Genomic DNA, 21667 nt, shown 5'->3' on the forward strand with positions numbered 1-21667 from the left:
ACGGGGTCGACGAGGTCAGGCCGCAGCGGGCCGCGTCACCGCAGCACGCCGCAGAGGGCGGGGTCGGTCGCCTCGGCCGGCAGGCTCGGGTCGAGCTCGCTCGCGCCGGCACCGTCGAAGTCGTACTCCCCGTTGCCGTTGTGGTCGACGCCGTGGACCACGATCACGCCCTTGCCGTTCTTGATCGCGCGCGCCACGGCGGCGGGCGCGAAGCTGATCTTCCGCTCGTAGTCCACCTTGCCCTTGGGTGCGGTCGGGTACCGGTCGACCGCGAGGCCGCTCTCGGGGCTGGTGTCGCCGGAGGTGGTCAGCGACTTCAGGATCGGGCCGTAGTCCGGGACGCCCTCGGCGACGTTGATCCGCAGGTCGTTGTTGGCGTCGTCGAAGACGTTGGGGCACTCGTTTCGCGCATCGGCACCGAAGTGGAGGTGCTGGGCGTGCGGGAGACCCTTGGCGAGGCCGCGGGCCTTGATCCGCACCTCGGCCTTGCGTCCCTTGAACTCGGCCCAGACGCGACCGGACGCGCCGGAGTCGTTCATGGCGTTCAGGCGGCCGTCGAGCTGGACCGGGGCGGAGGCCGCCGGCTTCGCGGACTCGGCCGCGGACTCACTGGCGCTGCTGGCCTGGATCCCGGCGAAGGCGGCCGTGCCTGCGAGGACCGTTGCGCCGATGCCGGCGAAGAGCTTGCGGTGCTGCATGTGGACTCCTGGTGTCGAGTGTCGGCCGAGGTCTCGGCCTTTGCGTGGCGTTCGTCACCCGTCACCATGCGGATTGGTCGGCAGTGCGGCACTGCCACGGCCCCGCCCTCCAGCGCGGCTGGGGAGCAGCTCAGTAGCGCTTGCCGCCGCGGCGGTCCTGCAGCTTCTGCACCGCTGCCTTGATCTTGGCCTGGTTGTGCGGCTTGCGCGCCTCGTCGTAGACCTTCTTGGCGATCCCGAGGGCGGCGATCTTCTTTCCCATTCCCATGCCCCCACCCTGCCAGCTCCCCCCAACCCGGCTGCGGCGGCCGTCGCGATCACCGGTCGGCGGCCGTCGCGATCACCGGTCGGCGGCCGTCGCGATCACCGGTGAACCGGTGATTCGTGCGCTTCCAGCCCGTTGCAACGGCCGAGAAGCGCACGGAAAGGACTGTCAGAAGGCGGGCCGTACGGACGGGCGGCACGACGCCGGACCCATCCGTGACGCCGGTCACGCCGAACCACCCTCGTGCCGTCGGTCCCGGCGGCGTCGTCGACGAAGGGTCAACCTCATGCGCCTCCCCTCCATCCGCCGCCCGTCCCCGTCCATGGCCGTCGCCGTGATGGCCCTGGTCGTGGCCTCCACCGGCACGTCGTACGCCACCGGGCTCATCGGCTCCGCGGACATCCGCAACAACTCCGTGCAGTCCCAGGACATCAAGAACCGCACGATCCAGGGCAAGGACGTCAAGACCGGCACCATCGGGGCCAAGCAGGTCAAGGACGGCTCCCTGCGGGCCCGCGACTTCAAGGACGGGCAGCTGCCCGCCGGCGCACAGGGTCCGGCCGGCCCGGCCGGGGTCGGCAGGTGGGCGCTCGTCGACGCGACCGGCGCGATCGTCGCCCAGTCGGGCGGCTTCAGCGTGACCGCCGCCTACCCGACCCTCGCCCCGGCGGGCGCCGACGTGGCGGGTCTGCGCGCCAACGGCAACGTCTACATCAACGCCGGGGAGAACCTCTCGAACAACGGGATCCTGGCGGTCGTGGCGCTCCAGAACACCGTCGACCAGAACGGCGACACGATCACCAACGGCCGTGCCCCCGGCGCGGACGCCAACCCGGAGTTCTCCGGCGAGATCTCCGCCGCGATGTGCCAGCCCGGCGTCGTCAACTGCGCACCCCCCGGCACCGGCAACGCCAACCACCTGGTGGTCAGCCCGCGCAACAGCGACGGCAGCGTCACCGAGGACGGCACCCGCAAGCGCTTCTACGTCGTGGTGACCGGGGACTCCTCCGACCGTGGCTGAGGCACCGGCCGCCGGCCCCTGCGGTAGACAGGGACCGTGCGCCTGCTCGAGGACCTGACCGCCCGGCTGCGCCACGCGCTGGCCGGGCGGCCGGCCGTGCCCGAGCCAGCGCCGGTCTCGGCGCCACGGGCTCAGCCGCCCATCGGCACCCACGCCCGGCCGGTTCGCGGCTGGGTGCAGCCCGACCGGCGGTCGTGCGGCGCGGCCTGCCTCGTCGTCTCCCGCGCGCTGGGGGACCCGTCGTACGCCGCCTGGCTGGAGACCGGCGAGGTCGCCGGGCGGCCGCGGGACCGCCGTACGCCGGGGCGGCGGTTCGCCGACGAGGTCCTCGCCACCCACGTGCGCACCAACCGGTGGATCGACGCCCTCGGCCGCCCGCAGTGGGCCTGGCCGCGGGGGCTCGGCACGCCGCCGTGGTCGCTGGCCCGCGAGCTCACCGCGACCGGCGGCACCAGCCCGCCGGGCACCGGTCACCGCGTGCTCACCGTGTCGCCGCGACGGCACGGTGAGGCGTACGACGTGGTCACGCGCGCCGTCGCACACGGCCACGCGGTGCCGCTCTACGTCGGGACCCGGCTGCTGCCACGCCACGTCGTGCTCGTGGTCGGCGGGGACGCGGCCGCGCTGGAGGCGTACGACCCGAGCAGTGGGCGGACCGTACGACTGCCACGCGAGGACTTCGTCCGCGGCCACCTGGAGGTCGCGGGGTGGTCCGAGCCCTGGTTCGCGGTGCTGGCGCGCGGCGGGGCGACGCCTGGGGCAGACTGGCGCCCGTGACCACGAAGATCTCCGTCGCCGGGCTCGGCTACGTCGGACTGTCCATGGCCGTGCTCCTCGCGCGGCACAACAGCGTGGTCGGCCTCGACCTGGACGAGGAGCGCATCGAGCGGCTGCGTCGCGGCGAGAGCCCGATCCACGACGACGACATCTCGCGCTTCCTCGCCGAGGAGGACCTCGACCTCACGTTCACCACGGAGGCCGAGGCGGCGCACGCCGGCGCCGACTTCGTGATCATCGCGACCCCGACCAACTACGACCCGGTCACCAACTACTTCGACACCGGCTCGATCGAGGCGGTGATGCGCGACGTCCTGCGCATCAACCCCGACGCGACGATGGTCGTGAAGTCGACGGTGCCGGTGGGCTACATCGACGACGTACGCCGCCGCCTGGGCACCGACGCGGTGATCTTCTCCCCCGAGTTCCTGCGCGAGGGCCGCGCGCTGCACGACAACCTGCACCCCGCGCGGATCGTGGTGGGCGAGGACTCCGAGCGGGCCCGCGCCTTCGCCGGGCTGCTCCTCAAGGGCGCCGACGCCGACGACGTGCCGGTGCTCTTCACCGAGCCGACCGAGGCCGAGGCGATCAAGCTGTTCGCCAACACCTACCTCGCGATGCGGGTGGCCTACTTCAACGAGCTCGACTCCTTCGCCCTCTCGCGCGGCCTCGACAGCCGGCAGATCATCGACGGCGTCGGTCTCGACCCGCGCATCGGCACGCACTACAACAACCCGTCCTTCGGCTACGGCGGCTACTGCCTGCCCAAGGACACCAAGCAGCTGCTCGCCAACTACTCCGACGTCCCGCAGACCCTGATCTCCGCGATCGTCGAGGCCAACACGACGCGCAAGGACTTCATCGCCTTCGACATCCTCGACCGCGCCCCGCGCGTCGTCGGCATCCACCGCCTGATCATGAAGGCCGGCTCCGACAACTTCCGCGAGTCGTCGGTGCAGGGGATCATGAAGCGGCTCAAGGGCAAGGGCGTCGAGGTCGTCGTGTACGAGCCCGAGCTCGGCCTCGACGAGTGGTTCGGCTCGGAGGTCACCAGCGACCTCGCCGCCTTCAAGGAGCGCGCCGACGTCATCGTTGCCAACCGGATGGTCGAGGAGCTCGCCGACGTCCGGGACAAGGTCTACACCCGCGACCTCTTCGGCTCCGACTGACATCCGTCGCGCCCTCGACCACGGGCTGCGGACGCCCTCAGCCCGCGGGGTAGTCCAGTGGCGAGCTGTCGTGGCCGGGCGGTAGTCCAGTGGCGAACTGTCGTCAGGAGGGTCCTCGGACGACCTTTGGCCACTGGACTACCGGCGGCGCGCGCTCGGGCGACACGCCCGGGATGCACGTTGAGTCTCTGGGCGACTCAAGGGCAAGGGTCGGCGGAGACCGACCTCGGGCTCAGCGGCGGCGGCCGAACAACCCGCGCCTGTGCTCGGACTCCGCGGGCGCCTCGGCGGGGCGTACGGCGGGGCGTACGGCGGTGGTGCCGTCGGCGTTGCCGAGGGCCTTGCGCAGCCGCTTCTCCGACTTCGCGGGGTCCATCGGGGGGCGCGCGCCGAGGACGAACCGCTCGACCACGCGCTCGTCGACCGGCACCCAGCCGACCTCGGCGGCGGGATAGGTCTTCACGCCGAAGGACTCCTCGAGCAGCGCCTCGCGGTCCTCGCCCTCCTCGGCGAGCCGTGCCACGCGCGCCAGCGCCGAGGTGCGCTCGAGCCGCGCGGTCGCGCCCGAGTCGTACGTCAGCACGCGGGCGCCGTGGTGGGTGCGCTCGAGGTCGTCGAGCAGCGCCGCCAGCGCCGGGGGCAGCGGGGCCATCGACGCGTCCGGGATCCTCAGCACGAACTCGGCGTCGGAACCGTCCGGCGCCGACTCCACCAGGCGGACGCGCGGCTCGTGGACGTAGGAGCGGTGCACCAGCCGGGTCTCGAGGACCGGGTCCTCGACAGGCTGGACCCGGTCGTCGTGGACGCTCGACCACGGTCCGACCACCGTGACCCGGAGGTCGGGGACGTCGCCGTCAAGCAGCGAGTCGACGAGGTGGATCGTCTCGTCGGCGGGACCGGCCTCCAGGACGACCTCGAGGTAGGGCACCTGGTAGGTGCGCCCGCGCCGGTTGCGCTTGGGCCGCATCGTGGGCACGAGGTCGGCGAGGTAGGGGTCGTTGAAGCGGTTGACCTGCTCGGCGCGACGCAGCACCTGCGACCGGCCGAGGTGCCAGCTGCGGGCCTCCCGGTCGACGACGAAGACGCCGCCCGCCTGGGCGAGCGAATGGCCCAGGTGCATGTCCTCGCCGAGGCGCAGCGTGCGGTCGAAGCCGTCGGAGTCGAGGTAGAGCGCCTTCGTCACCGAGCCGGTCATGCCGATGTGGTAGCGCTGGGCGCGCGGGCCGGCGGTGCGCAGGTCGTCGGTCTTGGCCCAGTAGTCCTCGACCCACTGGTGCCGCTCGTGCTCCTGGTCGGGGAAGAGGTCGCCCGCCTCGCCGGCCGCGACCCGGTCGCGCACGGTCGCGGGATCCAAGTCGAGCAGCCAGGTCGGGTCGACGAACAGCTTCGAGCCGCCCGGCACGGCGTAGTCGACGAGGTGGTGCCAGCGCGCGTGCGCCTCTACCTCCTCGCGGTAGGCCAGCATGTCGGCGTCGTACCAGTGCAGGACGTCGCCGTCGGCCGCGAGCGCGCCGAGGTGGCAGGCGTTGGCGCGGCCCCAGCCCTCCTCGACCCGGATCAGCCGGGTGTTGTCGGGGCGTACGTCCGGCAGCTCCTGCGGCGGCGAGCTCTGGTCGTCGACGACCAGGACCTCGAGCAGGTGCGCGGGGTAGGACTGCGCGGCGAGGCCAGCCAGGACGTAGGGCAGGGTGCGCTGGTAGTTGAACGTCGGGACGACGACGGTCACCGACAAGGTCGGCTCCCACGCGCCGAGGGTCGCGGGAGCCAGCGACCCCCAGTCGTTGTGCCGCACCACCGGCTGCCGCGCCATGTCCTAGCTCCCCCCTGTCGAGTCCTGGTCGGGCCGGTCGACCGGGTCGACCTCCAGCGCCAGGCTGGGCCGGAAGCCCGGCCACTCCACTGCCACGATGTCAGGCCGACGGAACTCCTCGTCGTCGCGCTGCCAGGTGTGTCCGGCGCCGGTGCGCCGCAGCACGTAGCCGAGGCCGTGCGTGCGGTAGATCCGGCCGCCGGCCGCCTCGACGCCTGCGAGCAGCTGGGCGTCGACGAACTTGCGCACCCGGCGGAAGTCGCCGAGCGAGTGCAGCAGGCCGCGGTCGAGCAGGAGCGTGCCACCGGCGACGAAGCGGGCGAAGACCTCGGAGGGGTGCTTGCGACGCACCGTGAGCGCCTCGCGCTCGTCGTTGGCGTGGAGGTAGACGAACTCCGAGGGCATGCCGACCACGTCGGCGCCGGAGAACCGGCGGGCCATCAGCAGGTCGTGCACGGCGTCGGGGGCGTACCAGTCGTCGTCGTCGACCTTGAGCAGCACCTCGCTCGACGCGGCGCGCGCGGCGGCGGTGAGCACGTCGCCGAAGAACGCGGGCTGGTCGAAGGTGAGCACTTGGTGCGGTCGGTCGCCCAGCACCCGGCGTACGACCTCGCGGTCGGGTTCGAAGCCGTGGGCGGCCAGCACCAGCTCGACCTCGGCGCCGCGCTGGCGGGCCACCTGGCGCAGCGCGAACTCGAGCATCTCGGGACGCCGGGTCGCGAGCAGCGCGCTGACCGGCGGCAGGGCCACGTGGCGTACGCCCGCGCGCGAGGCCAGCGCGGAGCGCCAGGCCAGCGTCGAGTGGTGGTCGAAGGCCGCGCGCCGCACGGCGAGGCTGTGCTCCTCGCGCCGCAGCGGGTCGTCGAGGTCGACCTCGGCGTCGAGCGCCTCGGCCAGCGGCGGGGCCACGTCGAGGACGCCCTCGGTGACGAGCGGGACGCCGGAGATCGCCAGCGCGAGCAGGTCGGCGGTGCGGGTGTCGGCCGGCAGGCGTACGCCCTGGAAGGCGCGGGCCGCGGCCACGACGCCCTCGGTGACCGGCCCGCGGGTGATCCGGGCGAGGTCGACGACGGGGTGGTGCCAGTCCTTGCGGAAGCCGACCGGGTTGAACACGCGCTCGTCGACCGGCTCCGGACCCGGGTCGGTGACGACCGTCGGCGCACGGTCGATGACGTGGTGCGGCTCGACGCTCTGCTGGGAGGCGGCTCGTCGGCGGGCCACGACCACGTCCGGCGGCACGTCGCGCTCGACGGCACCGGCGCCCGCCACGTCGGGCAGCAGCACGGCGCGGGCGTCGAGGCCGGGAGCGGCGGGACGCCCGGCGTACGAGACGACGACGCCGCCGTGCGTGGTGTCGCCGGGTCCGGCGGCCTGCCGGGCCATCTCCATCACGACGAGCTGGGCGCGGGCGCCGCTGGCGAAGCGGGCCACGGTGAGCACTCCGCGGCCGCCGGCCTCGCGGGCCGCGAGGTGCACCAGCCGCGGCCACTCGGGCCGGGGCACCAGCACCCACGGGGTGGGCGCGTCGGTGAGCCAGCAGGCCACGGCCTTGCACTGCCCGAGCAGCGGCACGGCGCTCGCCATCCGGCGCAGACGTGCGCGGTCGGCCGCTACCACCAGCACCGAGCCCCAGCCCTTGCGGGGGCCGGTGAGCGCGGACAGCGGGACGATGGTCGGCTCGATCCCGGGCACGTCCTCGATCCCGTGCAGCGCGTCGAGCGCGAGGGCGTCGGAGTCGTCGACCAGGACCAGCGTGGGGCCGGGCAGCCGGACGTCGTGGAGGGGATGCGTCACGGTCGCACGCGCTCCTTCAGGGTGGCGGGCAGGGAGTGCTGCACCAGCGGGCGCGGCTGGCGCCACAGCCAGTCGCGGCTGACGTGGTCGATGATGTGGACGCCCGGGGGCGCGGTCACCTTCACGAGGCCGCCGAGCGCCTCGGGGTCGCCGTTGCGGATCGCCTCGTCGACCTCGAACTCGCGCAGCTTGCGGTAGAGCCGGGTGTTGGTGAAGTCGACGCCGTCGCGGCGCCAGTGGGCGTACTCGTCGGCGTCGAGCCACTTCACCTCGAGCACCAGGCCCTGCTGCAGCACGATCCGCTCGACGCCGGGCGGGAACTCGCGCAGCTCCCAGTCGAAGGCCTTCACGAAGGTGAAGTCGGGTCCCATGGGGTAGACCCACGGCTCGAGGAAGCGCAGCGACAGGTCGAGCCAGCCCGTGGACTCGTCCACCACCGTCAGCGGGTGGCGCGGCATCGCGACGATCGCCCGCGTCGACTGCAGCTGCCACGACAGGTCGCGCAGGATGCCGGTGCCCTCCGGGGTGAGCACCATGTCGCCGTCCCACTTCATCGAGTACGTGGTGCGGACGTGGGAGAAGCACCAGTTGTAGAAGTGGGTGAGCGAGTGGACGCTCGTGGCCGGGGTTGCGAGGTGCTCGCCCCCCGCGCGCGAGACCCGGTGGGGGTAGTCCAGGACCGTGAGGCGATCGGTCGCCCCGCACTCGTCGGCGACGCGCCGTGCCACGTCGGCCGTGCCGTCGTCGGACCCGTTGTCCACCACCAGCACGTGGTCGACCGCCGCGAAGATCGGCGGCAGCACCCACGGCAGGTTGCGCGCCTCGTTGCGCACCCGGAAGACGCACGTCAGCCCCGGCACCAGCGGCTCGCCGGACGTCCACGGCCACGTGACGTCGTACGCCGGGTCTCCCTCGAGCGACGCGATGTCGGGCATCAGGCGGGTCCCTGGGGGCGCTCCCGGCCCATCGCCCTGCGCAGCTTCTGCCGGGCCGCGGGCGGCACCATGGCCCGTACGGCGTGGGGGACGCGGTCGGCTGCGGACCGGGGGGCCTGCTGGCCCGCCTCGCGCCGCGCCTCGGCGGCAGCCGTACGCCGCTGGGCGACGACGGTGGAGTGCGCGAACGCCTCGGCCTCGGCGTACTGCCCGGCATAGGCCGTGCGGAGCTGGTCGCACCACTCCTGGTTCTTCGCGGAGTCGTCGGAGGCGATGGCGTCGAGCGCCTGCCAGGTCTCGTCGGCGAGCTCGCGCAGCCGGTCCGGCACGCCGATGTCGTCCCAGGTCATGGTCACGCGGCGCAGCGACGGGTCGATGAAGCGGTGCACCTCGGCGATGTCGACGGCCATCGCCGTCTTGACCCCGGCCAGGTCGAACGCCTCGCCGAGCGCGAAGACCGGCTGGGTCCAGTCGTCGAGGAGGTCGCCGTAGCGGACGAAGGCGCGCTGCTGGCCGCGGGTGGCGCGCTCGGTGTGGAGCATCATGTTGATCCACGCGGCGGTGCGGGTGACGGCGCCCTGGTCGGAGCCGGCACCCATCCGCCCGTAGTAGGTCTGCTTGGAGCCGACCACCTCGGTGACCGGTCGCAGCATCGTGACGTAGGACGACGTGGCGTCGCAGCGGTCGGCCGCCGCGCGCCACAGGCCGAGGAACCACGACGCCCGCGGGTCCTTGATGACGAGCTCGTCGGCGAGCGAGAACTGCTCCTCCAGGCACGCCGCGACGCGCGCGCGGGTGGCGTGGTCGCCGCTGGTGGTGCCGGTGTCGAGCCAGGCACGCGGGCGGGCGTCGGAGACCTGCACGTTGCTCACGCGCAGGAGCTCGGTGTGGAGGTCGACGACCCAGCGCGGCTCACCGAACCCCTTGGGGTTGGTGGCGTCGGCGACCACCTCGGGCTGCGGGACGTGCAGGCCCAGGGTGCGCAGGGTGCCGGCCATCGTGCTCGTGCCACTGCGACCCGAGCCGACGACGAACACGACACGTCGACTGCTGGGCTCGGTCATGCGAGAGAGCCTATCGGTGGGTCTCGGTCGCTCCGCCGCTGGTGAGCGAGCACCACCGGTTTGGCGAGCACCGCCGCTTGGGCGAGCACCGCCGGTTGAGCCGGGCGAGGAACGAGCCCGAGTCGAAACCAAGGTCATCCACAGATGTGCGGACGGACCTGTCCCGGCGCTCGCGCACCGGTTGTCATGGACGAATGCCGTGGACCTACATCGTCGAATGCGCAGACGGGAGCTTCTACGTCGGAAGCACCTGGGACCTCGAGCGCCGCATCTCCGAGCACAACGAGGGACTGGGGGCGGCGTACACCAAGCGCCGGCGGCCCGTCGTGCTCGTCTGGGCCGCCGACTTCGAGCGTGTGGACGAGGCGTACGCGTACGAGAAGCGCCTGCAAGGCTGGCGGCGAGACAAGCGGATTGCACTCATCGAGGGTTGTGAGGCGGACCTGCCGGCCCTGGCGCGCGGCTACTGGCGAACACCTCCTCGTACGACGCCGTGAGGCGCCTCGGTTTCGACACGCTCGCTGCGCTCGCTGCTCAACCAGCGGGTCCACGCCCGGTGCTCCACCGTCACCTGGCGCTCAGAGGTGCTGGGGCTGGGCCTTGATCATCTCGGCGTACCACTCGAACGAGCGCTTGGGAGTGCGCCGCTGCGTCTCGTAGTCGACGTGGACGAGCCCGAAGCGCTGGGTGTAGCCCTCGGCCCACTCGAAGTTGTCCATCAGCGACCAGCAGTAGTAGCCGCGCACGTCGACGCCACGCTGGATCGCCTCGGAGACGGCGTTGACGTGGGAGCGGAGGTAGTCGATGCGGGGCTGGTCGTCGACGACGCCGTCCTCGTCGGGGCCCATGCCATAGCTGCAGCCCGACTCGGTGATCATGATCGGCGGCAGCGCCGCGCGGAACCGGGCGCGGAACATGACCAGCCACTCGCGCAGGGCGTCGGGCACGATCGGCCAGCCGAAGTCGGTCGTCGGGTAGCCGACCACCTCGCGGAACTCGAAGGGGACGTCGGAGTCCTCGCCGGCCGCGGCGATCTTCATCGGGTTGTAGTAGTTGACGCCGTAGAAGTCGAGCGGCTGGCGGATGGTGGCGAGGTCGCCGTCGGTCATGACCTCCTCGAACAGCGGCATGAGGTCGGCCGGGTAGCGACCGAGCAGCATCGGCTCGAGGAACATGCCGTTCCAGAGGGCGTCGAAGATCTTGCTCATCCCGACGTCGGCGTCGTCCTCGCTGGCCGGCCAGATCGGGGCGTGGTTGTTGGCGCACCCGATCGAGGTGGCACCGGCACGGCGCAGCTCGATCGCCGCCCGCCCGTGGGCCAGGAGGAGGTGGTGCGCGGCGGGCAGGCAGTCGAACAGGAGCGCCTTGCCGGGGGCGTGGGTGCCCATCCCGTAGCCGAGGAGCGAGGCGACGTTGGGCTCGTTGACCGGGATCCAGTGCTCGACCCGGTCGGCGAAGCGCTCGCCGACGATCGCGGCGTACTCGGCGAAGCGGTCGACGGTGTCGCGGTTGAGCCAGCCGCCGTCGTCCTCCAGCGCCTGGGGCAGGTCCCAGTGGTAGAGCGTGACCATCGGCTGCTGGTCGTTGGCCAGCAGCGTGTCGATGAGCCGGTCGTAGAACGCCAGGCCCTTCTCGTTGGCCGGCCCGCGACCGGTCGGCTGGATCCGCGGCCAGGCGATCGAGAAGCGGTAGCCCCCCGTGCCCAGCTGCTTCATCAGCGCGACGTCCTCCTCCACCCGGTGGTAGTGGTCGCACGCGACCGCGCCGGTGCTGCCGTCGGCGACACGTCCGGGCTCGGCGGTGAAGGTGTCCCAGATGCTCGGACCGCGGCCGTCCTCGGCCACCGCGCCCTCGATCTGGTAGCTCGCGGTGCTGGTGCCGAAGCGGAATCCGGGGGGAAGCAGGGGGAAGTCGTGCGGGGGGGCCACACCCGCGAAGATATCGGCATGACAGGGGCCCTGTACGCCGGATCCCAGAGGTCGGCCGCGACGCGCCGGGTGCGGGTCGTTTGAACCGGGCACAACGGTGGAAGGTTCGTTCGTGGGAGACGGCAGCCACACCACAGGGGGACTCGTGCCAGCTCAGGGAACAGCCGTCCGCGTAGGACGGATGGCGGAGATGCGTCCGGACCACTGGTTCACGTCGACGGAGGACTCCGCCGGACGCGACGAGGCCAGCGGCCTCGCCGTGACGGTCGACGTCACCGGATGGCCGGTCGACGTCACGGTCCCGCAGCCGGTGCCGCCACAGCTGCGCTCGCCCGACGGGTTGGTGTCCGCGCTCCGCACCGCGATCGCCTCCGCTGCGCTCGAGCACCGTGCCACGGTCGGGGCCCGCCGGGTGCTCACGCCCGAGCGCCGGGAGCTCGTCGAGGACCTGATGTCGGGGCGCCGGCAGGTCGAGCCGCACCGGATGCCTCCGCTGGTGCCGGTCACCGTCCCCGACCACCCCGTCGACGGTCGGGTCGCCGCGCAGGACCAGCGCGACCTTCGGACCTGGCGTGGCCGTTCCCGCGCCGGCGAGGTCGAGGTCGCGCTGTCGCTGCGCACCGGCCTCGACCGCCTCGAGGTCGACCCCGCCTTCCTCGCCTCCACCGACGCCGCGACCCTGCGCCACGCCCTGCGCGAGGCCTTCGCCGACGCCGACTCGACGTCCACCCAGGAGCTCTCATGACCCAGTCCGGCACCCACGGCCCGCTCTACGGTCCCTTCGCCCCGCCCCAGGACCCGGAGGTCGACGTCCCGGCGGGACACGGTGAGGAGCGCCCCCCGGCGGGGGGCTACAACGTCCAGGCCCAGGACCTCGTCGCGGCGTCGCACGCCTGGGACGACCTGTCGACGGCGCTCGGCAGCGCCGTCCCCCTGGCGTCGGAGGGATGGGGCTACCCCGGGATCTTCGGCATGCACGACACCTTCTACGTCTCGGGTCGCCTGCACCTCGACATCAACAAGGTCCTCGTCAACGCCTGCCTCGACGGCCGGGCGATCACCCGACTGCTCGCCGACGGCCTCGTCGAGACGGCCAACGACTACTCCGGCACCGACTCTTCCCAGGGCGCCCCGTTCCAGCAGCTGACGGCACGGGCGGGTGAGTGACGTGGAGGCGAGCAACGACCCCGAGGTCTTCCTGACCCAGGTCAACGACCAGATCGAGGAGATCCAGGCCAAGATCGACGAGTTCCTCGACGTCTCGGCGACGATCTTCAACGAGGCGATCCGTGCGATCACCGCAGGCATCCCGGGAGCGATCAAGGGGGCCTGGGACGGCTTCTGGCAGCACGGCCCGTTCGGCGCCGGGCCCGGCGCGGTGCAGGGCATGATCGACGGGATGCTCGAGGAGTACCGCAACGGGTGCGAGCAGATCGATGTCAAGTGGCGCGAGACGCAGGAGGCCATCCGTACGACTGTCGGCAGCATCACCGGTGACCCCCTGCAGATGGCCGCGATCGGCTCGGCCTACCGCCAGGCCGCCGAGATGCTGGGCAACCAGGGCAACGAGATCCGCTCCGCCAACGCGTTCGTCGCCGAGTCGTGGACCGGTCGGGCCCACACGGCGTACACCAACACCTCGACCTACCAGCTCGAGGCGCTGAGCGCCGTCATCCTCACCCTCAACGAGGCTGCCGCGCTGATGGACGACCACGAGGTCGCGATGCTGAAGTACTGGTCGCAGCAGCTGACGAACCTGGTGAGCCTGGTGACCGCGATCACGACCGAAATCTCCGAGGTCAGCGACGCCGGCGAGTGGCTGACGGGCGGCGTGGGCGCGATCATCCGCGCGTTCTCCGCCACCATCGAGTCGTCCGCGACGATCGTGAACACCTTCGTGCAGTACTGGACCGACCTCAACGTCGGCCTCGCCGGCGACTGGGACGGCCTGCAGTCGCTGATCCCCGAGAAGGGCCTCGAGAACAACCTGTGGCCCGACTTCACGTCGGTCGACAGGGGTCCGATCAACCAGCCGTGGGAGACGGCGTAGCCCGCTCGGGCACCAGCACCCCGACGCCGGTGAGACGGTCGCCCCCGAGGGTGACCTCGAGGTCGAGCCTCGCCCGCGAAGGCTCGACGGCGGGGAAGACGTGCAGGCCGTTGAACCCGCCGTCGACCGCGCCCTGCTGCAGGGACGTCACGGCTGCGGTCCCGTCGAGGGTGACGGTGGCCGTGGCGCTCCCGCTGGCGCCGCGCGCCGAGCCCTCGGCCCGGACGACCGGCCAGAGGCGGCCCGCGGGGGCCCAGCCACCCTCGTCGGTCCACGGCAGCCAGGCCGCGTCGGCGCGGCAGATGGCTCGCAGGCGCGTCGGAGCGCAGTCGAGGGACGCGGTCGCCGCGGGCACGCCGTCGTAGAGCGGGGCCACCTGGTCGGGGACGTCACGCTCGTCGTCACCCGGCCCCACCGTCTGCGCCACGCCGTCGAACGTCACCTCCGCCGTCAGCTCGTCGGGGTCCGGGAGCGCGACCAGGCCCGACCCGGCGAGGGGGATGTCGTCCGTGGCGAGCGCGACCGTCGCCTCACCGCTGCTCAGCACCACCTCGATGTCGGCATCCGTGCCGAGGGCGGCGAGGGCGGAGACGCCGGGGCTGTCGACGGCGGTCACGTCGAGCTCCCAGGCCACGACGACGAGCTGCGTCCCGTCGGGGGCGTCGAGGTCCCCGGCCTGCTGGCGCGCGCCCTCGACCTCGTCGGCCGCGCGCCACGCGATGCGTACGACGCCGGACGGCACCTGCGCGGTCAGCGCCGGTTCCGGGTCGAGGTCGTCGACCTGCACGGGGCGGTCGAGCCCGACGACCTCGCCCGGGTCGACGGACGTCCCGCCTGCGGGTTCCTCGGGGTCCGAGCACGCTCCCACCGCCAGCACCAACGCGACCGCAGCCGCGATCGATCCACCCCGCACCCCCGAGCTCATGCCGCGATGGTCCCACACCGGTCGGCAGCGGCACCGTCACGCGGTTGCGACCACAATGGGCGCATGACCGCCGACGTCCGCGCCTCCGCGACCCGCGCCACGTCGACCGACGAAGGCCGGGTCACCCTGCACTCGTTCTCGTTCGGGCCGCACTACGACCCCGGCAACCTCGGCTTCGGGCCCCTGGTCTGCCACAACGACGACCTCGTGGACGCCGGCGCCGGCTATGCCGAGCACCCCCACACCGGGCTCGAGATCGTCACCTGGGTGCTCGAGGGGGCGTTGCTGCACCACGACTCGACCGGCTCGAGCCACGTCGTCGAGGCGGGTCGCGCGCAGGTGCTCTCGGCCGGCTCGGGCATCCGGCACAGCGAGGTCGCGGACCCGGCGTCGGGGCGGTGCCGGTTCGTCCAGGCGTGGCTGGCGCCCACCACGCCGGGCGGCCCCCCGACGTACACCAGGGGCGAGGCACCCCCGGTCGGCTCCGGGCTGGTCGAGGTGGCCGGTGGCGACGGCCTGCCGATCGGCACCGCCGGAGCGCGACTGCTCCTCGCCCGGCTCGGCCCCGGCGACGCGGTGACGCTGCCGGACGATGCGGCCCAGCACGTCTTCGCCGCCTCCGGCGCCGTCAGCCTCGGCGACCTCGACCTGCACGCCGGCGACGCCGTACGCCTCACCGACGAGCCCGGCCACGTCGTCACCGCCACCCGGGACACCGAGCTGCTGGTCTGGTCGTTCGCCGGCTGACCCTTCCAGCCGCACACCTCGGTAGTCAGGGACGTTGTGGTATGCCGATCGGCCGGTTTGCCTACCAGAACGTCCCTGACTACCGAGCTCGCGGACGCCCGACCTCAGGGGATGAGCACGCCCGGGTTGAGGATCCCCGCCGGGTCGAGCTCGGCCTTGACCGCCCGCAGCACCCGTACGCCGACCTCGCCGACCTCCTCGGCGAACCACGGCACGTGGTCGGTGCCGACGGCGTGGTGGTGGGTGATGGTCGCGCCGGCAGCGATGATCGCGTCGCTGGCAGCGGCCTTGGCGGCCTGCCACTGTGCGAGCGGGTCGTCGTCCTGGCGGACCGCGACCGTGAAGTAGAGCGAGCAGCCGGTCTCGTAGACGTGCGAGACGTGGCACAGCACGAGCGCGCCCTCGCCGAGCACGCCGGTGAGCGCCGCGCGCACCTCGGCGTACAGCCGCTCGCGGTGGGACCAGAAGGTCGCCGTCTCGAGGGTCTCGACGAGCACGCCGTGGTCAAGGAGCGCGTCGCGCAGGTAGGGCGCGTGGAACCGTCCCTCGGCCCACCGCTCCCCCGGCCCGGCGCCGAGCGGTACGCCCCCGAGGTCGGTCAGCAGCGCGGTGACGGCGTCGCGCCGCGCGGCGACCTGGGCAGACGTGCCCTCGTGGCCGGTGACCATCAGGCAGCCGGGGTCGTCGGCACCGCCGATCGAGGAGGGGTCGGCGAGGTTGATCGCCGTCTCCGACTCGTCGGACAGGCGCAGCACCGTCGGCAGCAGCCCCGACTGGGCAAGGGCGCGCATCGCCTCGGACCCGGCGTCGAACGACGGCCAGCGCCAGCCCTCGTACGCCGTGACCGCCGGCGCCGGGCGCACCCGGACCGTCACCGACGTGATCACGCCGAAGACCCCCTCCGACCCGAGCAGCAGCTGGCGCAGGTCGGGACCGGCGGCGCTCGCGGGCGCGGACCCGAGGTCGAGCGTCCCGGTCGGGGTCGCCGCGGTGAGGCCGACGACCATCGCGTCGAAGCGCCCGTAGCCGGCGCTGGACTGGCCGCTGGACCGCGTCGCGGCGAACCCGCCGATGGAGGCGTGCTCCCAGGACTGCGGGTAGTGGCCGAGCGTGAGGCCGTGGGCGGCGAGCGCGGCCTCGGCCTCCGGTCCGCGCAACCCCGGCTGGAGGGTCGCGGTCATCGAGACGGTGTCGACGGCGAGCAGCCGCTTCATCCGGACGAGGTCGAGGCTCACCAGCCCGGCGAACCCGTCGCGACGCGCGGCCAGGCCGCCGGTGACGCAGGTGCCGCCACCGAACGGCACCACCGCGACCCGGTGATTGCCGGCCCAGGCCAGGACGGCCTCGACCTCCGCGTGCCCGTCGGGCCGCACCACCGCGTCGGGGGCGTCGGACAGGTCCCCGGCCCGCGCGCGGAGGAGGTCGGGGGTGGACTTGCCGCGCGTGCGCAGGGTGCGGGTGGCGTCGTCGACCAGCACGTGCTCCGTGCCCACGAGCGCCCGCAGCTCCTGTAGCAGGGCCTCGTCGAGGTGGCTCGGGGGCGGCGTCGCACCGGCGACCGGGGGCCGGTCGCGCAGGCCGAAGGCGAGGTCGACCAGGCCCAGCGCGGACTCCGGCAGCTCGACGGCCGACGCGTGGTCGCCCCAGCGCTGCGGGTGCATCTCGGCGGTGGGCGTGTCAGGACTCATGCGTTACAGTGTGACACATGTCGTCACTTCGTCACATCGGCCAGGACCGGCCGGACCCGCCGGACCGGCTCGACACCTATCTCGACGCGGCCCGCGCCTGCATCCTCGACGTCGGGTGGCGGCGTACGACGCTCACCGAGGTCGCCCGGCGGGCCGGGGTCTCGCGGATGACGATCTACCGCGCCTGGCCCGACATGGGCTCCCTGCTCGGCGACCTGATGACGCGCGAGTGGGTGGGCATCGCGGCCGCGACCCAGGGAGCGGCCGCCGCGTCGAGCACGGGCACGACCACACCCGACGGCATCGCCACTGCGGCCCTGTCGACGGTGCGCGCGCTGCGCGACAACGAGCTGTTCGTCCGGATCGTCGAGCTCGACCCGGACCTGATGCTGCCCTACCTCCTGCACCGGCGCGGTCGCTCGCAGCAGGCCCTCATCGAGATCCTCGCGGCCGGGATCGCCGCCGGCCAGGAGCGCGGCGCGATCCGGGACGGCGACCCCGTGCTCATGGCCCGGTCCCTGACCCTGGCCGGGCACGGGTTCGTCTTCTCCGCCCTGACGATGACCGACGAGCGCATCGGCCTCGACGAGCTCGACGACGAGTACGCCCGGCTGATCAGGCGGACGCTGGAGCCCCGGTGACCGTCCCGACGACCGCCGAGCAGCGCCGCATCACCCCTGGCCTGGCCGGGGTGCCCGACGAGGTCGACGTGCTGGTGGTCGGCCTCGGCATCACCGGTGCCGGCGTCGCGCTCGACGCCGTGACCCGCGGTCTCTCGGTGCTCGCGGTCGACGCGCACGACCTCGCCTTCGGCACCTCGCGCTGGTCGTCCAAGCTGGTGCACGGCGGGCTGCGCTACCTCGCGCAGGGCCGGCTCGCGATCGCCCACGAGAGCGCGGTCGAGCGCGGCATCCTGATGGACGTCACCGCCCCGCACCTCGTCCACCCGCTGCCGATGCTCACCCCCGTCAACGACGCGATGTCCCGCGCCCGCACCGCCCTCACGTGGGGCGGGCTCCACGCCGGCGACGCGCTGCGCCGCACCGCCCGCACCACCGCGCGTACGCTCCCGCGCCCCCGGCGGCTCAACGCCACCGAGGCCCTCGGCCTCGCCCCCGCCCTGCGCCCCGACACGCTGCGCGGCGGGCTGCTCGCCTGGGACGGCCAGCTCGAGGACGACGCGCGGCTCGTCGTCACCGTCGCCCGCACCGCCGCCTCCCACGGCGCCCACGTGCGCACCCGCGCGCGCGTCGTCGCCGCGACCGGCACCACCGCACAGGTGCGCGACGAGCTCACCGGAGCGACGCGTACGGTCCGCGCCCACGCCGTCGTCAACGCGACCGGGGTCTGGGCGGGGGACCTCGACGAGCAGGTACGGCTGCGCCCGAGCCGCGGGACCCACCTGGTGCTGCGCGGGTCGGTGCTGCCGCACACCCGGGTCGCGGTGATGGTGCCGATCCCGGGATCGGGCGCACGGTTCGCGATGGTGCTGCCGCAGCCCGACGGCACGATCTACGTCGGCCTCACCGACGAGCCCGTCACCGGCCCCGTGCCGGACGTGCCGGTGCCGAGCGAGTCCGAGGTCGACTTCCTGCTCGGCGTGGTGTCGTCCGCGTTCGCGACACCGCCGGTGCGCGCGGACGTCGTCGGGGTGTACGCCGGGCTGCGACCGCTGCTGGAGGTGGCCGGCGCCGGGGACACGACCGCCGACCTCTCGCGCCGCCACGCGATCCTCACCTCGCGCACCGGCGTCACCACCGTGGTCGGCGGCAAGCTGACGACCTACCGCCGGATGGCGCAGGACACCCTCGACTCCCTCGTCGCGGAGGGACGGCTCGAGGCCGGGCCCTGCCTGACCGCGACCCTCCCGCTGCTCGGCGCGGCGTCGCCCGAGGCGCTGCGGCGGGTCGGGGCCCCGGGTCGCCTCGTGCGGCGCTTCGGCACCGACGCTCCCCTGGTGCTCGCCACCGCCCGCGAGGTGACGGGCCTGCCCGACGAGGAGCTGCTCGCACCGGCCTCCGCGGAGGTCCCGGTCACGCTCGCCGAGCTGGTCTTCGCCGTCACCCACGAGGGCGCGCACGACGTCGACGACCTGCTCGACCGGCGTACGCGGGTGGGGCTGGTGGCGGCCGACCGGGACCTCGTCGGGCCGCTCGCACGGCGCGCGCTGGACCTCGTGTCGGCCTCCCGCAGCGCCCGCACGTAGGGGGGTCCGGGACACGCGTGGTCCACCCCACAGCAAAATCCGGCGGCAGTTCCGGTGATCCCCGGACAGGACGCGGGACTGGTGGGAAGGTTCTGCTCGGCGCGCCCCTTGCCGACCCCATGCGGCAAGGGGCGCCCAGTCCATTTCCCCGGATGCCGCCCTCTCATTCGCCGCGTAGTCCAGTGGCGAGATGTCGTGAGGGAAGCTCCCGTACGACCGTTCCCCACTGGACTACCGCCTCCCGACGACAGGTCGTCACTGGACTACCGGGTGCGCGGGCTGCCGACCTACTCGACCGTGACCGACTTGGCCAGGTTGCGCGGCTTGTCGATGTCGTGGCCGAGGTGCTGCGCGGCGTGGTAGGCCAGGATCTGGAGCGGGATCGTCAGCAGGATCGGGTCGAGCTCGGGCTCGTTGCGGGGCACGACGATGCGGCGCGCGCCGATCTCGCCGAGGTCGACCTCGGCGTGGGTGACCACCACGAGGGGCCCCCGGCGCGCGGCGATCTCGTGGAGCGCGCCGACGTTGCGCTCGGCCAGCTCGTCGGCGGGCACCAGCGCCACCGTCGGCACGTCGGGGTCGATCAGCGCGAGCGGGCCGTGCTTGAGCTCGGAGGTCTGGTAGGCCTCGGCGTGGCGGTAGCTGATCTCCTTGAACTTCTGCGCGCCCTCGCGCGCCACCGGGAAGCCGCGGACCCGGCCGATGAAGAACAGGCTGTGCGCCTCGGCCAGCTCCTTCGCGACGTCCACCAGGTCGGCCTCGCCGGCGAGGATCTCCTCGATCTGGCCGGGCAGCCGCTCGAGACCGGCGACGAGCCGCTTGCCGTCGGCGATCGAGAGGTCGCGCACCCGCCCGAGCTGCAGGGCGAGGAGTGCGAAGCCGAGGAACATGTTGGTCAGCGCCTTGGTGCTCGCGACGGCGACCTCGGGACCGGCGTGGAGGTAGATCCCGCCGTCGCACTCGCGCGCGATCGCCGAGCCCACGACGTTGACCAGTCCGACGCAGCGCCCGCCCTTGCGGCGCACCTCCTGCACCGCGAGCAGGGTGTCGATGGTCTCGCCGGACTGGCTGACCGCGACGTAGAGGGTGTCGGGCTCGATCACCGGGTCGCGGTAGCGGAACTCGCTGGCCGCCTCCGCGTCGGCGGGGATGCGGGCGAGCTCCTCGATGAGCGCCGCGCCCATCTGCCCGACGTAGTACGCCGAGCCGCAGCCCAGGATCTTCACCCGGCGTACGGCGCGGAGGTCGCGCGCGTCCATGTCGAGCCCGCCGAGGTGCGCGGTGCCGAACCGCTCGTCGAGCCGCCCGCGCAGCACCGCCTGGGCGGTCGTGGGCTGCTCGAGGATCTCCTTGCGCATGTACGACTCGTGCTCGCCCGCCTCGTACACCGATGCGTCGATGTCGACCACCTCGGCGGTCTTGCCGGTGGAGGCGAGGTCGCTGTGCCGCATCGTGGTGAAGCCGGCGGCGGTCACGGTCGCCATCTCGCCGTCGTCGAGCATCGCGACGGTGGTGGTGTGGCGCACGATCGCGGCGAGGTCGGAGGCGACGTACATCTCCTTGTCGCCGACGCCCACGACGAGCGGGCTGCCGTTGCGGGCCACGACGATGCGGTCGGGGAAGTCGGCGTGCAGCACCGCCAGTCCGTACGTCCCGACGACCGCGCCGAGCGCGTCGCGGACCTTGCCCTCGAGAGTGTCGGCGTCGCTGCGGGCGACGAGGTGGGCGAGCACCTCGGTGTCGGTGTCGCTGGCCAGCTCGACGCCGGCGCCGGTGAGCTCGGCGCGCAGCCCGGCTGCGTTGTCGATGATGCCGTTGTGCACGACCGCCACGCGGCCCGCCTCGTCGGTGTGCGGGTGGGCGTTGACGTCGGTCGCCGGGCCGTGGGTGGCCCACCGGGTGTGGCCGATGCCGGTCGTGCCGGCGAAGCGCCTGGGCAGCGCGCCGGTCAGGTCACGTACGCGACCCGCCTGCTTGGCGACCCGGATCCCGCGACCGCCGAGGACCGCGACCCCCGCCGAGTCGTACCCGCGGTGCTCGAGGCGGGTGAGGCCCTCGAGGACGACCGGCGCGGCCTCCTGGCGTCCGATGTAGCCGACGATTCCACACATGCTGCTGCGTCCTATCCGTAGATGATGCGTCGCAGCTGGCGCTCGGAGAGCTCCGGTGCGGCCACGACGCGGTGGGCGAGCTCCTCGGCGATGCGCGCGAAGATCTCGGGGTTCTTGGCGCCGTACGTCCTGAGGCTCGCGTGGCGCGCGCGGACGTAGTCCTCCACCGGCTGGGCGTGGAAGGCGATCACGTCGTCGATCACCCGCGCGGCCTCGCCCGGCGACAACGAGGTCGTGGCGACGACGTGGGCGACGAGAGCAGGGTCCGGCACGACCTGATCATGCGGCTGCCTCGGGCCGTACGCCAACTTCCTGCCCGAAATCGGGCAGATTTTGATAGTTCGCGCGGCGAGGGCCCCCACCTGGCTCGTCACACGACCCCCAAGTGGGGCATGTCGGGGCTGATCGAGCCGACAAAGGGCATGCCAGTGGAGGAGATCCGATCGAGATGAGCGAAACGATGGTGCGCGAGTGGGGAC

Annotated in this window: 22 protein-coding genes; 10 read left to right on the top strand and 12 right to left on the bottom strand. The window is 73.0% G+C overall.

What is annotated here, in order from left to right; all coding sequences use genetic code 11:
• Window positions 1–35: 35 nt before the first annotated feature.
• From IE200_RS02190 to IE200_RS02200, 3 genes are all read right to left on the bottom strand, one after another.
• Window positions 36–698, bottom strand: coding sequence for a hypothetical protein (locus IE200_RS02190; RefSeq protein WP_191277704.1), 663 nt, complete (start codon window positions 696–698; stop codon window positions 36–38).
• A 130-nt stretch (window positions 699–828) separates the two neighbouring features.
• Window positions 829–966: a hypothetical protein gene (locus IE200_RS02195; protein ID WP_191277705.1), complete on the bottom strand. Its 138-nt coding sequence runs from the start codon at window positions 964–966 to the stop codon at window positions 829–831.
• A 49-nt stretch (window positions 967–1015) separates the two neighbouring features.
• On the bottom strand, window positions 1016–1192 hold the full coding sequence (locus IE200_RS02200; RefSeq protein WP_191277706.1) for a hypothetical protein: 177 nt from the start codon (window positions 1190–1192) through the stop codon (window positions 1016–1018).
• Window positions 1193–1249: 57 nt separating this feature from the next.
• On the opposite strand from IE200_RS02200, the gene IE200_RS02205 reads away from it, so the two are divergent.
• From IE200_RS02205 to IE200_RS02215, 3 genes are read left to right on the top strand one after another with little or no spacing between them, the layout of a single operon-like run.
• Window positions 1250–1984, top strand: a complete 735-nt coding sequence (locus IE200_RS02205) for a hypothetical protein (protein ID WP_191277707.1) — start codon at window positions 1250–1252, stop codon at window positions 1982–1984.
• 36 nt (window positions 1985–2020) lie between these two features.
• The gene (locus IE200_RS02210) at window positions 2021–2761 is read left to right on the top strand and encodes a hypothetical protein (protein WP_191277708.1); all 741 of its coding nucleotides are present in this window, start codon (window positions 2021–2023) and stop codon (window positions 2759–2761) included.
• 38 nt (window positions 2762–2799) lie between these two features.
• Window positions 2800–3930 (top strand): nucleotide sugar dehydrogenase, encoded by a 1131-nt coding sequence (locus tag IE200_RS02215; RefSeq protein ID WP_229856079.1) that lies wholly within the window; start codon window positions 2800–2802, stop codon window positions 3928–3930.
• Between the two features lie 232 nt (window positions 3931–4162).
• On the opposite strand, the gene IE200_RS02220 is transcribed toward IE200_RS02215, so the two are convergent.
• The 4 genes from IE200_RS02220 to IE200_RS02235 are packed head-to-tail and all read right to left on the bottom strand — an operon-like array spanning window position 4163 to window position 9533.
• On the bottom strand, window positions 4163–5740 hold the full coding sequence (locus IE200_RS02220) for a glycosyltransferase family A protein (RefSeq protein WP_191277709.1): 1578 nt from the start codon (window positions 5738–5740) through the stop codon (window positions 4163–4165).
• 3 nt (window positions 5741–5743) lie between these two features.
• Window positions 5744–7534: a glycosyltransferase gene (locus IE200_RS02225; protein WP_191277710.1), complete on the bottom strand. Its 1791-nt coding sequence runs from the start codon at window positions 7532–7534 to the stop codon at window positions 5744–5746.
• On the bottom strand, window positions 7531–8469 hold the full coding sequence (locus IE200_RS02230) for a glycosyltransferase family 2 protein (protein WP_191277711.1): 939 nt from the start codon (window positions 8467–8469) through the stop codon (window positions 7531–7533). The genes IE200_RS02225 and IE200_RS02230 overlap by 4 nt, the downstream gene beginning before the upstream one ends.
• Window positions 8469–9533: a sulfotransferase family protein gene (locus IE200_RS02235; protein ID WP_191277712.1), complete on the bottom strand. Its 1065-nt coding sequence runs from the start codon at window positions 9531–9533 to the stop codon at window positions 8469–8471. Before IE200_RS02235 ends, IE200_RS02230 begins: the two co-directional genes overlap by 1 nt.
• 194 nt (window positions 9534–9727) lie before the next feature.
• On the opposite strand from IE200_RS02235, the gene IE200_RS02240 reads away from it, so the two are divergent.
• Window positions 9728–10030, top strand: a complete 303-nt coding sequence (locus IE200_RS02240; RefSeq protein WP_191277713.1) for a GIY-YIG nuclease family protein — start codon at window positions 9728–9730, stop codon at window positions 10028–10030.
• Between the two features lie 81 nt (window positions 10031–10111).
• Here IE200_RS02240 and IE200_RS02245 read toward each other — a convergent pair whose 3' ends face one another.
• A complete protein-coding gene (locus tag IE200_RS02245; RefSeq protein ID WP_191277714.1) occupies window positions 10112–11461 on the bottom strand; it encodes a GH1 family beta-glucosidase in 1350 nt (449 codons plus the stop codon).
• 190 nt (window positions 11462–11651) lie between these two features.
• On the opposite strand from IE200_RS02245, the gene IE200_RS02250 reads away from it, so the two are divergent.
• Genes IE200_RS02250 through IE200_RS02260 form a run of 3 tightly spaced genes read left to right on the top strand, consistent with a single transcriptional unit; the run spans window position 11652 to window position 13511 of the window.
• A complete protein-coding gene (locus tag IE200_RS02250; protein WP_191277715.1) occupies window positions 11652–12206 on the top strand; it encodes a hypothetical protein in 555 nt (184 codons plus the stop codon).
• A complete protein-coding gene (locus tag IE200_RS02255) occupies window positions 12203–12628 on the top strand; it encodes a hypothetical protein (protein WP_191277716.1) in 426 nt (141 codons plus the stop codon). The genes IE200_RS02250 and IE200_RS02255 overlap by 4 nt, the downstream gene beginning before the upstream one ends.
• The gene (locus IE200_RS02260) at window positions 12621–13511 is read left to right on the top strand and encodes a hypothetical protein (protein ID WP_191277717.1); all 891 of its coding nucleotides are present in this window, start codon (window positions 12621–12623) and stop codon (window positions 13509–13511) included. The genes IE200_RS02255 and IE200_RS02260 overlap by 8 nt, the downstream gene beginning before the upstream one ends.
• On the opposite strand, the gene IE200_RS02265 is transcribed toward IE200_RS02260, so the two are convergent.
• Window positions 13486–14436, bottom strand: coding sequence for a hypothetical protein (locus IE200_RS02265; protein ID WP_191277718.1), 951 nt, complete (start codon window positions 14434–14436; stop codon window positions 13486–13488). The two genes, IE200_RS02260 and IE200_RS02265, sit on opposite strands and share 26 nt — an antisense overlap.
• A 63-nt stretch (window positions 14437–14499) precedes the next feature.
• Here IE200_RS02265 and IE200_RS02270 point away from each other — a divergent pair, with 63 nt between their 5' ends.
• On the top strand, window positions 14500–15183 hold the full coding sequence (locus IE200_RS02270) for a pirin family protein (protein WP_191277719.1): 684 nt from the start codon (window positions 14500–14502) through the stop codon (window positions 15181–15183).
• A gap of 104 nt (window positions 15184–15287) precedes the next feature.
• Here the strand turns inward: IE200_RS02270 and IE200_RS02275 are convergent, their stop codons facing one another.
• A complete protein-coding gene (locus IE200_RS02275) occupies window positions 15288–16871 on the bottom strand; it encodes an FAD-binding oxidoreductase (protein WP_229855984.1) in 1584 nt (527 codons plus the stop codon).
• Between the two features lie 17 nt (window positions 16872–16888).
• Between IE200_RS02275 and IE200_RS20540 the strand changes: the two genes are divergently transcribed.
• Window positions 16889–17512, top strand: a complete 624-nt coding sequence (locus IE200_RS20540) for a TetR/AcrR family transcriptional regulator (RefSeq protein WP_229855987.1) — start codon at window positions 16889–16891, stop codon at window positions 17510–17512.
• Window positions 17509–19077 (top strand): glycerol-3-phosphate dehydrogenase/oxidase, encoded by a 1569-nt coding sequence (locus IE200_RS02280; RefSeq protein ID WP_229855989.1) that lies wholly within the window; start codon window positions 17509–17511, stop codon window positions 19075–19077. Before IE200_RS20540 ends, IE200_RS02280 begins: the two co-directional genes overlap by 4 nt.
• Before the next feature lie 287 nt (window positions 19078–19364).
• Here the strand turns inward: IE200_RS02280 and glmS are convergent, their stop codons facing one another.
• Both glmS and IE200_RS02290 read right to left on the bottom strand, forming a co-directional pair.
• Window positions 19365–21188 carry a glutamine--fructose-6-phosphate transaminase (isomerizing) gene (gene glmS / locus IE200_RS02285; protein WP_191277721.1) on the bottom strand — a complete coding sequence of 608 codons (1824 nt, stop codon included), beginning with the start codon at window positions 21186–21188 and terminating at the stop codon, window positions 19365–19367.
• Window positions 21189–21199: 11 nt separating this feature from the next.
• Window positions 21200–21460, bottom strand: a complete 261-nt coding sequence (locus tag IE200_RS02290) for a hypothetical protein (RefSeq protein ID WP_191277722.1) — start codon at window positions 21458–21460, stop codon at window positions 21200–21202.
• Window positions 21461–21667: the final 207 nt, after the last annotated feature.

Origin of the sequence: Nocardioides flavus (ex Wang et al. 2016) (genome assembly GCF_014653115.1) — a bacterium.
Taxonomy (GTDB): Bacteria; Actinomycetota; Actinomycetes; order Propionibacteriales; family Nocardioidaceae; genus Nocardioides; species Nocardioides flavus.